Raw genomic sequence first — 13,600 nt, forward strand, 5'->3', positions numbered from 1 at the left:
CGTCCCCCGGGCCGTGGCCCGGGAAATGAAAAGGCGCCCAAGGCATGAACCAGGGCGCCCCAGAGGTTGTCAATAATTGCACGAATCGAGCACGATGAATGTTGCAATTTGTCCCGACCGTGTACGGAAGGAACGGACCGCGCGGCGGCCCCGGCCGCGTGCCTAGCCCAGCGGCAGCGTCAGTACGCCTTGCGTGGCGGGGCGCATCATGACGCGGCGATACCAGGCCGACAGCGCGGGCGTGTCGGGCCGCTGGATCGGCATGCCCAGCCAGCGGTGCGCAGCCGCGACGAGCGCGATGTCGCCCATGGTGAGATGGCGGCCCGCGATGAACTCGCGGCCCTGCAGCGCCTGGTCCAGGATCAGGGCGCGCGCATTCGCGCTTTTGACGGAGCTCTCGATTGCGGCCGCGTCGCGCTTGTCCTCGGGCGTGCGGATCAGGCCCTTGAAGGCGGGCACCATGGCCGGCTGCCATTCGGTGGCCTGCCAGTCCATCCAGCGGTCGGCGTCGGCGCGCAGGCAGACGTCTTCGGGCCACAGCGACCCTTCGCCGTAGCGCGCGGCCAGGTAGCGCACGATGGCATTGGACTCCCACAGCACGAAGCCGCCGTCGTCGATGACGGGCACCAGCCGGTTGGGGTTGAGCTTGGCCGCGTAGTCGGCCGTGTCGACCACGCCGAACGGGCCGCCCGCCTGGACGAACTCGTGCGGCAGGGCCAGCTCGCGCACGGTCAGCATCACTTTCTGGACGTTGACGGAAGTCAGGCGTCCCCAGATCTTCAACATAGCCAATCCTTGTAAGGGTCAGGCGGGCGGCAGGTGCCGTCGCGCAAAGCCGCTGTCGCGCGAAAAGCGCGTCCAGTCGAAAGCCGGCCCGGGGTCGGTCTTGCGGCCCGGGGCGATGTGTTCGTGTCCCCGGACGGCGGCCAGGGGATAACGCGTGCGCAGCGTCCTGGTCAGCCTGCGCAGCGCCGCGTACTGGTCGTCAGTGTAGGCCAGCGTGTCCGTGCCTTCCAGTTCAATGCCGATGGAAAAGTCGTTGCAGCGCTCGCGCCCCGCAAAACGCGACACGCCGGCATGCCAGGCGCGGCGGTCGGTGGAGACGAACTGAATGATGCGGCCGTTGCGGCGGATGAAAAAGTGCGCCGATACGCGCAGCCCGCGCAGGCGTTCCAGCCAGGGGTGCGAACGGTAATCCAGCGTGTTCAGGAACAGGCCCGCGACTTCAGGGCCGCCGAACTTGCCGGGCGGCAGGCTGATGTTGTGCAGGACCAGAAGCGAAACCTGCGCGTCCGCGGGCCGCGCGTCGCTATTCGGAGAGGGGAGAAGGGAAACGCCCGCAGCCGGCGCCAGCCAGCCATGTCGATCCAGGAGCAAAGGCATAGGGAGGGAGCATGTGAGGATTCCGACATGCATTATGCCGTGCGTGCGTGGGATGCTCCATCCGGCGGCCCTGCGGGGCATCGCCCGCGGCGGCCAGGGTCAGCGTTTGGCCGGGCCCAGGCGGGCGTGGTCGGCGCTGCACCAGGTCTGGCCGTTCTGCAGCAGGGCCTCGGAACGGGGCAGGTGGATGCCGCAATGGGCGCAGCGCACCATGGATTCCAGGGGCTTGGGCTGCGGCGGCTCCTTGCGCGACGCCTTCTTCTGGCCGGGCTTTGCGCCGGCCTGGCGCTGCGCGGCCATGCGGCCGGCGATGCGGGCGACGAACAGGACCAGGATGATCAGTACGATCCAGAACAGCAACTTACCCACGTCAGCCTCGATGCAGAATCATTTCCAGCACGAACCGGCTGCCGGTGTAGGCCAGAATCAGGAAACCAAAACCCGTCAGGGTCCAGCGCAGGGCGACGCGGCCGCGCCAGCCCCAGATGTGGCGGCCGGCCAGCAGCACGCCGAAGGTCAGCCAGGACAGCAGGGTGAAGACGGTCTTGTGGTCGAACGGCAGGACCTTGCCGGTCAGCTTCATGGAGGCCACCGAGCCCGAGCCCACGGCCAGCGTCAGCACGACAAAGCCGATCCAGATGATGCGAAAAAGCAGTTGTTCCTGCACCAGCAGCGGCGGCTGCGAATCCAGCACGCGCCCGACGATGCTGCGCTGCGCGGGAGCGTCCAGCGGGCGGTGCAGGTGGCGGTCCAGCAGGGCCATCATCATGGCGTGCAGGGCGGCGATGGTGATGAGGCCATAGGCGGCCAGGGCGATCAGCAGGTGCGCGCGCAGCCAGGGATCGTCGGCGTGGGGCACGAACTGCCCTTGCGGGAAGAGGGCGGCCAGGCCGCTGGCCAGGGCGGCGGCGGGCAGCAGCAGCAATTGCAGGCCGTCGATGCGCACCAGCAGGCTTTCCAGCCAGAACACGACCATGCCCAGCCAGATGGCGGCGGACAGGGCAAGGGCCCATCCCATGAAAAGATGGCGGGATTCCAGCATCGATTGTTGCAGCCCGATTCCATGGAGAACCAGGGCTCCCAGCAGGCACAGACGGGCGATTCTGCCGGTCTGTTCGACTTCCCCGGCGCCAGCCAGGCGGATCCAGAGCGACCCCCCGAGCACTGCGTACGCCAAGGCAGCCGCTGTGTGAAATACAATGCCTAGTGACATAGAAACCGTTGTCTGGATGGGGCCTTGGGGTGCGCGTCACCCGAAAGCGCAGAATCCGCGCCTGCGGCCACCGTTCAATCAATTAGTTTAAGCGGAAACGCCTCTCATGCTCGATAACCTAACTCAACGCCTGTCGCGCGTCGTCAAGACGCTGCGAGGGGAAGCCCGCCTGACCGAGGCCAATACCCAGGAGATGCTGCGCGAAGTGCGCATGGCGCTGCTGGAAGCCGACGTGGCGCTGCCCGTCGTGCGCGAATTCGTCGCGCGGGTGAAGGACAAGGCGCTGGGCGAAGAAGTCGCCGGCAGTCTCAGCCCCGGGCAGGCGCTGGTCGGCGTCGTCCACAAGGAGCTGACCGCGCTCATGGGCGGCGACCTGGGCGCCGATTCCAACGAGCTGTCGCTGGCCGTGCAGCCGCCCGCCGTCATCCTCATGGCGGGCCTGCAGGGCGCCGGCAAGACCACCACCACCGGCAAGCTGGCGCGCTGGCTGTCCGAAGGCCAGCATACGCAGCACGGCCGCAAGACCGGCAAGAAGAAAGTCCTGGTCGTGTCCGCCGACGTGTACCGTCCGGCCGCCATCGACCAGTTGAAGAGCGTGGCGGCGCAGGTCGGCGTGGACTTCCTGCCGTCCGATCCCAGCCAGAAGCCGGAAGACATCGCGCGCGGCGCGGTCGATCATGCCCGCCGCCATCATTACGACGTGCTGATCCTGGACACGGCGGGCCGCCTGGGCATCGACGAAGCCATGATGCGCGAAATCCGCGCGCTGCATGACCTGGTCAAGCCGGTGGAAACGCTGTTCGTGGTGGACGCCATGCAGGGCCAGGACGCGGTCAACACCGCGCGCGCGTTTGCCGAGGCGTTGCCGCTCACGGGCGTGGTGCTGACCAAGCTGGACGGCGACGCCCGCGGCGGCGCGGCCCTGTCGGTGCGCCACGTCACGGGCAAGCCGCTCAAGTTCGTCGGCGTCTCGGAAAAGCTGGACGGGCTTGAGCCTTTCTATCCCGACCGCATGGCGCAGCGCGTGCTGGGCATGGGCGACATCGTCTCGCTCGTGGAGCAGGCGCAGAAGAACATCGACATCGCCGAGGCGCAGAAGCTTGCGTCCAAGATCAAGTCGGGCAACAAGTTCGACCTGAACGACTTCCGCGATCAGCTCGGCCAGGTGAAGAAGCTGGGCGACATGGGTTCGCTGCTTGAAAAGCTGCCGGCGCAGTTCCAGCAGGCTGCCGGGCAGTTGCAGGGCGGCCAGGCCGAAAAGCAGCTTCGCCGCACCGAAGGCATCTTGAATTCCATGACCGCGGCCGAACGCGCCAAGCCCGAACTGATCAAGGCCTCGCGCAAGCGCCGCATCGCGGCCGGCTCCGGCGTGCCGGTGCAGGAAGTCAACCGCCTGCTGGCCCAGTTTGAGCAGATGCAGGGCATGATGAAGCAGATGAAAAAGGGCGGCATGGCGAAGATGATGCGCGCCATGGGCGGCATGAAGGGGCTGGGCCGCTTCGGGATGAAGTAGTAAGGGCCCCCACGCCGCGCTCGCTTGCTGCCCCCCGAGGGGGCTGCCCCGCCGGTGTCTGACACCCTTGCGAGACGGTCTTCAATCCACGACCGTGCCCCGAGGGTGTCAGACACCTTCCCCCACCGCAAAAAAATGGCCAGACATTGCGTCTGGCCAAGCAATCGCGGCAGGCAGGGGGCGCCGCGCCGCGACACAAGCCGGAGAACGCATGGGTGTCCCCCGGATTGTCGGAATACGGGCCGCTTACGACAGCGGCGGAATGCGCAGCACCTGGCCCGGGTAGATCTTGTCGGGGCTGGTGAGCATGGGCTTGTTGGCCTCGAAGATCAGCGAGTTCTTGGCGCCCTGGCCCTTGCCGTATTGCGCCTCGGCGATCTTCCACAGGTTGTCGCCCTTTTGCACCGTGTACATCTTGGCTTCGGGCGTGGCCTGCTTGACCTTCAACTGGTTGTCCACCGCCGCGACGCCCACGGTGTTGCCCAACGCCAGCGAAATCTTCTCGGCGTCTTCGGTGCTGAGGGCCTCGCCCGCGACCGTGACCTTGTCGCCGTCCACCGAGATTTGCAGGCCATCCGCGTTCAGGCCGTGCTTATCAAGCTCTTTCTTCAACTCTTCTGCCGTCGCGGCCTTCGCCTCGCTGGCGCCGAAGAGTTTTTCTCCAACGTCCTTGATGAAATTGAGCAGACCCATAGTGTTTCCTTTATCGATGTTGCGGTGAGAAAACCTGCGCGCCGTAACGGCGCTGGCGTCGTTCAAGGCGGCGCGGCAGAAACGATTATGACTCGCTCATTTGCCCTACGACGAGGGGTTGTGGTGTAACAGGTTGCTAGCCTTTTGCCAGACTACGCAACAATGCTGGCATCTTCGTCGGACGTTGGTATCTGCGGGTGTAAGCCCTCTCGTGCGAGGGGCTGCATGCAAAAAGGCCGCTGAGCATCAGCGGCCTTTCGGGGGGGCTCAAAACAGCGACATGCGCTGCAATCGGACGCGTCAGCCGCCGCCCACGGCGACCACGATTTCGATCTGGTCGCCGTCCGACAGCGCGGTCTGCGCGTGCTGGCTCTTGGGCACGATCTCGCCGTTGCGCTCGACGGCCACGCGCTTGCCGGCGTAGCCCAGCGTTTCGAGCAATTCATTCACCGTCGTGTCCAGGGGGAACTCGCGGGCGTCTCCGTTCAGGGTGATGTGCATGACAGGGCTCCTCACTGTTTTGCGTAGGCGTCGGTGGCGGCGATCAGGCGCGCCAGCGTGCCGGGTTCGTCGAAGGCATGGCCGGCGTCGGGCACCAGGTGAAAGTGCGCTTCGGGCCAGGCGCGATGCAGGTCCCACGCGGTGCGCGCGGGCGTGCAGACGTCGTAGCGACCCTGCACGATGGTGCCGGGAATGCCGCGCAGCTTGTGCGCGTCGCGGATGAGCTGGCCTTCTTCCATGAAGCCGGCATTGAAGAAGTAATGGTTTTCGATGCGCGCGAAGGCCAGCGCGGCGCGGTCCGCGGCATGGCTTTGCTGATGGCGCGGGCTGGGCAGCAGCGTGATGGTGCTGTCTTCCCATTTGCTCCAGGCCTTGGCGGCGCGCAGTTGTTCGGCGGGGTCTTTGCCGGTCAGACGCTTGTGGTACGCGCCGACCATGTCGCCGCGTTCGGCTTCGGGAATCGGCGCCAGGTAGTCTTCCCAGCGGTCGGGAAACAGCCACGACGCGCCTTCCTGGTAGAACCACTGGATCTCGGCGCGCCGCAGGCCGAAGATGCCGCGCAGCACCAGTTCGCTGGTGTGCATGGGATGCGTTTCCGAATAGGCCAGCGCCAGCGTCGATCCCCAGGATCCGCCGAACACCAGCCATTGCTCGGCGCCCATCACTTCGGTGCGCAGGCGCTCGATGTCGGCGACCAGGTGCCAGGTGGTGTTGTTCTCCAGACTGGCGTGGGGCAGGGAACGGCCGCACCCCCGCTGGTCGAAGAGCAGGACGTTGTAGCGTTGCGGATCGAACAGCTGCCGGTGCACGGGCGAGCAGCCGCTGCCCGGCCCGCCATGCAGGAAGACGGCGGGCTTGCCCTTGGGATTGCCACACATTTCCCAATAGATCTGGTGGCCGTCTCCGGTTTCCAGCATGCCTTGGCGGTAGGGTTCGATCGGCGGATAGAGCATCAGGCGACTCGCTTGAAGATCAGGTCCCAGACGCCGTGGCCCAGGCGCAGGCCGCGTGTCTCGAATTTGGTGAGGGGGCGGTAGTCGGGGCGCGGCGCGTAGCCGTCCGCGGTGTTTTTCAAGAGCGGTTCGCCGCTCAGCACGTCCAGCATCTGCACCGCGTAGTCTTCCCAGTCGGTGGCGCAGTGGATGTAGCCGCCGGGAGCGATGCGGCTGGCGAGCAGCGAGATGAACGCGGGCTGGATCAGGCGGCGCTTGTGATGGCGCTTCTTGGGCCACGGATCCGGAAAGTAGATGTGCACGCCGCCCAGCGAATCCGGGGCGATCATGTCACGCACCACTTCGACGGCATCGTGCTGGATGATGCGCAGGTTCTGGATGCTGGAGTCTTCGATGCGGCGCAGCAGCGATCCCACGCCCGCGTTGAACACTTCCACGCCCAGGAAGTTGTCGCCGGGACGGGCCAGCGCGATCTTCTCGGTGGTTTCGCCCATGCCAAAGCCGATCTCCAGGACCGTCGGGGCCTGCCGTCCGAAGGCGGCGGCCGGATCCAGGCGGCGCGGGGCGTAGGGGATGGACCACTGGCCCATCAGGCGCTCCAGCGCGGCGAGCTGGCCTTGCGTGATGTGGCCGCGGCGGTGCACGAAGCTGCGGATGTGGGTGGCGCCGGGGCTGTTGGGCGCGTGCGCGGTGCTGGCCAGCGCGGCCTGGGTTTCCGGGGAAACGGGGGCGGGCGCGGCGTCGGAAGCGGGGGTTGCGGCAGGGCTCACGCCCGGGTCCGCGGGGGTGTTCGTGGGGCTGTTCGTGGGGTTGTTCGTATTCATAGGCGGGATTGTAGTGGCAGCCTTGCCCGCGCGGCGTCGGCCATCGGCACTAAAATAGGGACGCATTTGTCCCGGATCCCTGCGGCTATAGTTCCAGCCCGGTTCCCCTTGTGCCGTAGGCCATTTTCATGAACGTTGCCCGCATCGACCTCGTCACGCTCGCCCTGTTTGTTTCCGTGGCGCGCCAGGGAAGCATCTCGGCCGGCGCGCGCCAGTCGCACCTGGCGGTCGGGGCGGCGAGCAAGCGCATCTCGGACCTGGAGGCTGCGCTGGGCTCCCCCTTGTTGTACCGGAACGCCGCCGGAGTGGAACTCACCGACGCCGGCCAGACTTGCCTGGTGCACGCGCTGCGGGTGTTGCAGGAAGTGGAGCAAATGGCGGGCGCGCTGTCGGACTTCGCGCAGGGCGTGCGCGGACAGGTGCGCATCGCCGCCAACACGTCGTCGCTGACGCAGTTCCTGCCCGAGGACCTGGCCGCCTTCATGGACGAACACCCCGCGGTGCGCATCGACCTCGAGGAGCAGAACAGCAGCGACATCGTCACCGCCGTGCTGGAGAACCGGGCGGACATTGGCGTCTTCGCCGACCGCACGCCCGCAGACGGTCTCGCGACCTTCCCGTACCGCCTGGACGAACTGGTGCTGATCGTGCCGCAGCGTCATCCGCTGGCCGCCGAGCCGCAGGTCGCCTTTGCCGACACGCTGGCGTACGACTACGTCGGCCTGCCCCCCGCGACCTCGCTGGCGACGCGCCTGTCCGAGGAGAGCGGGCGGATGGGCCGGGCGATGCGCCTGCGCATCCAGGTCCGCAGCTTCGACGCCATCTGCCGCATGGTGGCGGCCACGCGCGGCGTGGGCGTCCTGCCGCGCATCGCCGCCGAACCGCATGCGCGCTCCATGCCCATCCGGCTGATTCCGCTGACCGACGAGTGGGCGCGCCGCTGGCTGCTGCTGGGGGTGCGCGACGCCGAGACCCTCACCGTGGCCGCGCGCCTCTTGCTGGCGCACCTGCGCGGCGAGGGCTGAGCCGCGGGTTTGCCCGGGGTTTCTCGTTCCGGGAATGCCCCTTTCCCCGATTGTCCATTCCGCCGGGCGGCGCTTTGCGCGCACACTGCCGTCCATCTTTACGGTTGGACGCGCCTGGGAGGCGATATGGCAGGGCAGATTCTTGCGGGCATTCGGGTGCTGGAACTGGGGCAACTCATCGCGGGGCCTTTCGCGGCCAAGACCCTGGCGGACTTCGGCGCGCAGGTCATCAAGATCGAGCCGCCGGGCCAGGGCGATCCGCTGCGCAAATGGCGCCTGCTGCACGAGGGCACCTCGGTGTGGTGGGAGGCCCAGTCGCGCAACAAGCAGTCGGTCTGCGTGGACCTGCGCCAGCAGGAAGGCCAGGACATCGTGCGCCTGCTGGCGCGCGAGGCCGACGTGCTGATCGAGAACTTCCGTCCCGGCACGCTGGAGAAATGGGGCCTGTCGTGGGAAGTCCTGCACGAACTGAATCCCCGCCTCATCATGCTGCGCATCTCGGGCTATGGCCAGACCGGCCCCAAGGCGCGCGAGCCGGGCTTTGCCGCCATTGGCGAGGCCATGGCGGGCCTGCGCTACCTGAACGGCGAGCCGGGCCGCGCGCCGGTGCGCGCCGGCCTGTCGCTGGGCGACACCATCGCCGGCCTGCACGGCGCGCTGGGCGTGATGCTGGCGCTGTACCAGCGCGATGCGCGCGGCGGCGTGGGACAGGTGATCGACACGGCGCTCTACGAAAGCCTGTTCAACCTCAGCGAAAGCCTGCTGCCGGAATACTCCGTGTTCGGCGCGGTGCGCGAACCCGCGGGCGCGTCGCTGCCCGGCATCGCGCCGTCCAACGCCTATCCGTGCCAGGACGGCTACGTGCTCATCGCCGGCAACGGCGACGCCATCTACACCCGCCTGATGGCGCGCATCGGCCGCGAAGACCTGGGACAGGACCCGGCGCTCGCGCACAACGACGGTCGCGCGCGGCGCGTCGACGAGATCGATGCCGCCATCGGTGCCTGGACGCAGCAACGCCGCATCGACGACGTGCTGGCCGCGATGCTGGAAGCGGGCGTGCCCGCCGGCCGCATCTACTCGGTCGCCGACATCGCCAAGGATCCGCACTACCGCGCCCGCAACGCCATCACCTCGGTGGAATCGGCGGCGGGCGTGCAGGTCGAAATGCCCGCCGTGTTCCCCTACCTGTCGTCCAATCCGGGCGCGGTGCGCGAACGCGCGCCTACGCTGGGCGAACACACCGACACGGTGCTGGCCTCAGCCGGCCTGACCGAAGAACAACGCGCCGCGTTGCGCGCCAAGGGAGTGATTGCATGAACCACGGTCCCGCCCGCATCGAGATCAACGAAGTCGGCCCGCGCGATGGGCTGCAGATCGAGAAGGCCTTGGTGTCCACCGACGACAAGGTCGCCTTCGTGGACGCCTTGTCCGACTGCGGCTTTGCCCGCATCGAAGTCACCAGCTTCACCTCGCCCAAGGCGATCCCGGCCCTGGCCGACGCGGTCGACGTCATGCGCCGCATCCGCCGCCAGCCGGGCGTGATCTACACCGCGCTGGTGCCCAACGTCCGCGGGCTGGAACGCGCGCTGGAAGCGGGCACCGACGAAATGAACCTCGTCATGTCGTGCAGCGAGACGCACAACCGCGCCAACCTGCGCATGACGCGCGACCAGTCTTTTGCCGAACTGTCGCAGGTGCTCGCGGCCGCCGCCAAGGCCGGCGCGCCCTGCAACGTGTCCCTGTCGACCGCCTTCGGCTGTCCGTTCGACGGCGACGTGCCCGCCGACACGGTGCTGGAGCTGGCCGCCCGGCTGGTCGACGCCGGCGCCGCCGGCATCACGTTGTGCGACACCACCGGCATGGCGTTTCCGACGCAGGTGGCCAGCCTGTGCGAGCAGGCGGCGGCCCGCCTGCCCGGCGTTGCGCTGACCGTGCACCTGCACAACACGCGCGGCATGGCGCTGGCCAATGCCATCGCGGCCTGGCAGACCGGCATCACGCGCTTTGACGCGGCGGCCGGCGGGCTTGGCGGCTGTCCCTACGCGCCGGGCGCGAGCGGCAACGTCAACACCGAAGAGCTGGTCCACATGTTCGCCTGCATGGGCGTGGAGACGGGCGTGTCGCTGGAACCGTTGCTGGCCATCGTGCAGGGCCTGCCTGGACTGGTGCAGCGGACCTTGTCCAACGCGCTGTTGCAGGCGGGGCCGCGGCTGGCCCTGCATGCGCCGCCGGCTTGGCTGGCCGAACGGTTTCCGGCTGACTGATCCATGGGCGTGGCTTGAACGCTTACGTCGAAGCCCGTAACCGAATCATCCGCAGCGATTGCAGCACCTGCTGCATCCGCTGCATACGAAGCACCCGCAGTACCTGCAGCACCCGCAGCACCTGATCATCACCCACAGATAACAAGACCCAGGAGACAACTCATGGCCTTTACCCGCCTGCCCAACACCCTGCGCGCCAGCGCTGCCTTCGCCCTGACCGTCGCCGCCGGCGTCGCCAGCGCCCAGGCCGATTTTCCCAACCGCCCGGTGACGCTGATCGTGTCCGCCGCGCCCGGCGGCACCACCGACATCGCCGCCCGCCTCATCGCCCAGCCCCTGGGCGCGGCGCTGGGCCAGAGCGTCGTGGTCGAGAACAAGCCCGGCGCATCGGGCGGCATCGCCGCGCAGACCGTGGCCCGCGCCAAGCCGGACGGCTACACGCTGCTGCTGCAGTATTCGGGCTTCCAGGTCATCACCCCGCACGTCACGCCCGCCGCCGGCTGGGACCCCATCAAGGACTTCGCGCCGGTCGCCAACGTGCTGTCGGCGCCGCAAGTGGTGGTCGTGCGTCCGGACCTGCCCATCAAGTCGCTGAAGGAACTGGTCGAGTACGCCAAGGCCAACCCGGGCAAGCTGAACTACGCCTCGTCCGGCAACGGCTCGCTGCAACAGGTCGCCACGGAACTCCTGAACCAGATGGCCGGCACGCAGATCACGCACATCCCGTACAAGGGCACCGGCCCCGCGCTGAACGATCTCTTGGGCGGCGCCGTCGACATGACCATCACCACCCCGCCGCCGCTCTTGGGCCAGATCGCCGCGGGCAAGCTGCGCGCGCTGGCCGTCACCGGCAACACCCGCCTGCCGTCGCTGCCCGACGTGCCCACCGCCGCCGAAGCGGGCTACCCCGACCTGATCGTGTCGTCCTGGTTCGCGATGTACGCGCCCAAGGACACGCCCGCGGCCGTGGTCGACAAGATCGCCGGCGAAATCCAGAAGATCATGAAGACCGACGAGTTCCGCAAGAAGGCGGGCGAGCAGGGCGCCGAAGCGACCTTCATGGGACCGAAGGACCTGGGCGCCTACACGCAGGCCGAGCTGGACCGCTGGGGCAAGGTGGTCAAGGCGGCGAATATCACGGCGAATTGATGGCGGCGGCTTTTCCAGGGGGCGGGCTTTTCGAGCCGCCCCGGCCGAAAAAAGCCGCGCTATAATCGCGGCTCTGCCCGGCCCACGGCCGCGGCACGACACCCGAGCGGGTGTAGTTCAATGGTAGAACGGCAGCTTCCCAAGCTTCATACGAGGGTTCGATTCCCTTCACCCGCTCCACTCCTTAAATCCAGAGCGTTCCCGCCTGGAACTTAAATCCCACGATGAAGTGTCGGGCGTTGCGCCCGCCGGCAGGCCTTGGCGATCTCTGTCCATGTTGGATGCACCCTCCTGGGTCAGCGCTCCGCGAGACGAAAAGCCTCAGCCATCCGCTCTTGTTCACGCGCAGGCAGCCCCAGCCTTCTGGCAAGCGTTCGCCATTGGCGGACAATCCCTCGGGTCGAGTGTCCGTTGGCCGATCACGGTGTCGGCCAGCGCTGCAGGGTCATACTGAAACTCAAAGGTCTCGTGCGCGCGCGTCCTGCGGGAGTTCAGAAATCCCAGCCGTTGAGGTTGTTGAAGGCCTTTCCAATCTGCATAGACTGCGATTGTCGTCATCTCTTTGCTCCCTTTTCGTTCTTTTTCGAAGAGGGTTTCAAGAGTGAGGCAAGATTTGCCGAAGTGGCCGCAGTGGATTTGGCAGATGCTGGTGGTGGATCGGCATCAGTGCTACGGCTTGAGGCATTGGCTTGATCAGCCATCCCTTGGCCTCTGGCTTTGCGCGCCTGCGGCTTGCTGGATTCCAGGGTTGGTTGAGATTTCCGAATGCCCAGATTCCTATTGGTGTTGGGCGGAACCTGCTCAAGACGGCTGGCCTTGACGAGGCGTGAGTCCTGAAGCCTGCGACCAAGCTCATCCTCGGCTGCGAGCAGGGCCAGGTCTCGTTCAAGGCCGAGCACCTGCATCACTGAAAGATAGGCACCTATGGTCACTCCCACTCCGCCCGCTTCCAGCGAGCGCAGTGTCATTGGCGACATGCCGGCGCGCTCTGCCGCTTGCTTGGCCGTGATCCGGCGGCGCAGTCGCGCAAGTTTGAGCCGCTCTCCGAACTCGGCGAGGAGCTTCTCGGTTGTGGGCATGAGTGGAGCGGTTTTCTTTGCCATGACGCTAATATTCCGGCGTTTCTGTGTGGAAACAGCAAGAATATTAGCGCTACGGTGTGCTTGAGTCCACGATGCCGCCGCAGGCCAATGCAATTCGTGCTACTAAAAAGTGCCAATATTGTGGCGTTTTTAGCATGAAAGAATGAAAATATTGGCTGTCATGTTTCCCTCGACGTCTTGCCTGGGGAGGCGGCTCAGGACAGGGCTCTCGTTGCTTTGGTCGTGGTGCGGCGCCATCGCCATCGCCAGGCCGCCGGCCTGCGCGGCGGGCGCTGGTCCGCTACCAGTCAATATCCCAAATGTCCTTAAAAGCTCGGCTTGCGGGACTGGCTTTGCTCCACATATTTGATCCGCGCATTCGTCCATGCCGGGTCATACATCTGGATGCTGACGCCGGTGTATTTCAATACCGCTTGCGTCATGTCCGTCGAGCAGCCCATGCCGGGGTTCGTGCTCGGCTTCTGGCACCACTCCAGGCTCAAAGCGTTGGGATAGTTGGACTGACGGCCGTATTTTTCCAACACCGCTTTGCCCATCGCTTCCTTGTTGGCGGGAGTCCAGGGCAGCTCATACCGGATCTGCGACACCACCAATGGCCGTTGCTTATCGACGGGCACGCGCGGCTCGAAATGAACGATGAAGTCGACGCCGTCCTTTTCGTAGCTGAAGTTCATCGGCATTTTGGTGTTCGTGACGGGGTTGTTAGTCGCGTAGCCAATCCGGATGTCTTCTTTGCCAACCTGAAAGTTCTTGGCGGCAGCGGCGAGCGCTTCGTCGAAGTCCATGCCCGTTTTGACGCCGGCGACGTCAAATGTGCGGGGGTCGACCGAACGCTGGGACGCGGCATTCGCGGGAGCAAAGACGACAGCGGTCAGCGCAGAGATGAGGAGTGCAGCTTTCAACTTCAAAATAAAGATCCTTTTCGAATGGCGCGGCGATTATCCGATCGGACCGTTATTGTGTCCCTAATAAAGTG

15 protein-coding genes and 1 tRNA gene are annotated in these 13,600 nt (G+C 66.3%); 6 read left to right on the top strand and 10 right to left on the bottom strand.

Translation table 11 applies throughout. From position 1 onward, the window contains the following. Positions 1-162 precede the first annotated feature (162 nt). From ACZ50Q_RS03295 to ACZ50Q_RS03310, 4 genes are all read right to left on the bottom strand, one after another. Entirely contained in the window at positions 163-786 is a 624-nt protein-coding gene (locus ACZ50Q_RS03295) for a glutathione S-transferase family protein (RefSeq protein ID WP_076517141.1), read from the bottom strand. A gap of 18 nt (positions 787-804) precedes the next feature. Next, entirely contained in the window at positions 805-1,383 is a 579-nt protein-coding gene (gene ampD / locus ACZ50Q_RS03300) for a 1,6-anhydro-N-acetylmuramyl-L-alanine amidase AmpD (RefSeq protein WP_464080537.1), read from the bottom strand. Between the two features lie 99 nt (positions 1,384-1,482). Continuing rightward, the gene (locus ACZ50Q_RS03305) at positions 1,483-1,752 is read right to left on the bottom strand and encodes a PP0621 family protein (RefSeq protein ID WP_464080538.1); all 270 of its coding nucleotides are present in this window, start codon (positions 1,750-1,752) and stop codon (positions 1,483-1,485) included. 1 nt (position 1,753) lies between these two features. After that, positions 1,754-2,596, bottom strand: coding sequence for a cytochrome C assembly family protein (locus tag ACZ50Q_RS03310; RefSeq protein WP_092581558.1), 843 nt, complete (start codon positions 2,594-2,596; stop codon positions 1,754-1,756). 106 nt (positions 2,597-2,702) lie between these two features. On the opposite strand from ACZ50Q_RS03310, the gene ffh reads away from it, so the two are divergent. Further along, positions 2,703-4,109 (top strand): signal recognition particle protein, encoded by a 1,407-nt coding sequence (gene ffh, locus ACZ50Q_RS03315; RefSeq protein WP_092581559.1) that lies wholly within the window; start codon positions 2,703-2,705, stop codon positions 4,107-4,109. A gap of 246 nt (positions 4,110-4,355) precedes the next feature. Here ffh and lysM read toward each other — a convergent pair whose 3' ends face one another. The 4 genes from lysM to trmB all read right to left on the bottom strand — a co-directional run bounded on the left by lysM (position 4,356) and on the right by trmB (position 7,080). Then, positions 4,356-4,802, bottom strand: a complete 447-nt coding sequence (gene lysM / locus ACZ50Q_RS03320) for a peptidoglycan-binding protein LysM (RefSeq protein ID WP_076517132.1) — start codon at positions 4,800-4,802, stop codon at positions 4,356-4,358. Positions 4,803-5,102: 300 nt separating this feature from the next. Further along, entirely contained in the window at positions 5,103-5,303 is a 201-nt protein-coding gene (gene thiS, locus ACZ50Q_RS03325) for a sulfur carrier protein ThiS (protein WP_056559414.1), read from the bottom strand. A gap of 11 nt (positions 5,304-5,314) precedes the next feature. Continuing rightward, entirely contained in the window at positions 5,315-6,256 is a 942-nt protein-coding gene (pip, locus tag ACZ50Q_RS03330) for a prolyl aminopeptidase (protein WP_092581561.1), read from the bottom strand. After that, on the bottom strand, positions 6,256-7,080 hold the full coding sequence (trmB, locus tag ACZ50Q_RS03335; RefSeq protein WP_464080539.1) for a tRNA (guanosine(46)-N7)-methyltransferase TrmB: 825 nt from the start codon (positions 7,078-7,080) through the stop codon (positions 6,256-6,258). The genes pip and trmB overlap by 1 nt, the downstream gene beginning before the upstream one ends. A 128-nt stretch (positions 7,081-7,208) precedes the next feature. Here trmB and ACZ50Q_RS03340 point away from each other — a divergent pair, with 128 nt between their 5' ends. From ACZ50Q_RS03340 to ACZ50Q_RS03360, 5 genes are all read left to right on the top strand, one after another. Continuing rightward, positions 7,209-8,105, top strand: a complete 897-nt coding sequence (locus ACZ50Q_RS03340) for a LysR substrate-binding domain-containing protein (RefSeq protein WP_092581563.1) — start codon at positions 7,209-7,211, stop codon at positions 8,103-8,105. A 126-nt stretch (positions 8,106-8,231) separates the two neighbouring features. Continuing rightward, on the top strand, positions 8,232-9,425 hold the full coding sequence (locus ACZ50Q_RS03345; RefSeq protein WP_464080540.1) for a CaiB/BaiF CoA transferase family protein: 1,194 nt from the start codon (positions 8,232-8,234) through the stop codon (positions 9,423-9,425). Beyond that, positions 9,422-10,372 carry a hydroxymethylglutaryl-CoA lyase gene (locus ACZ50Q_RS03350; RefSeq protein ID WP_464080541.1) on the top strand — a complete coding sequence of 317 codons (951 nt, stop codon included), beginning with the start codon at positions 9,422-9,424 and terminating at the stop codon, positions 10,370-10,372. The genes ACZ50Q_RS03345 and ACZ50Q_RS03350 overlap by 4 nt, the downstream gene beginning before the upstream one ends. 162 nt (positions 10,373-10,534) lie before the next feature. Next, positions 10,535-11,521, top strand: coding sequence for a Bug family tripartite tricarboxylate transporter substrate binding protein (locus tag ACZ50Q_RS03355; RefSeq protein WP_464080542.1), 987 nt, complete (start codon positions 10,535-10,537; stop codon positions 11,519-11,521). A gap of 106 nt (positions 11,522-11,627) precedes the next feature. After that, a tRNA-Gly gene (locus ACZ50Q_RS03360) sits at positions 11,628-11,701 on the top strand. 374 nt (positions 11,702-12,075) lie between these two features. Here the strand turns inward: ACZ50Q_RS03360 and ACZ50Q_RS03365 are convergent. Together ACZ50Q_RS03365 and ACZ50Q_RS03370 are read right to left on the bottom strand one after the other, a co-directional pair. After that, entirely contained in the window at positions 12,076-12,624 is a 549-nt protein-coding gene (locus ACZ50Q_RS03365; protein WP_464080543.1) for a helix-turn-helix domain-containing protein, read from the bottom strand. Positions 12,625-12,929: 305 nt separating this feature from the next. Next, on the bottom strand, positions 12,930-13,532 hold the full coding sequence (locus ACZ50Q_RS03370) for a hypothetical protein (RefSeq protein ID WP_092581567.1): 603 nt from the start codon (positions 13,530-13,532) through the stop codon (positions 12,930-12,932). Between the last annotated feature and the right edge of the window lie 68 nt (positions 13,533-13,600).

The organism is Achromobacter sp. T5-5, assembly GCF_055397965.1.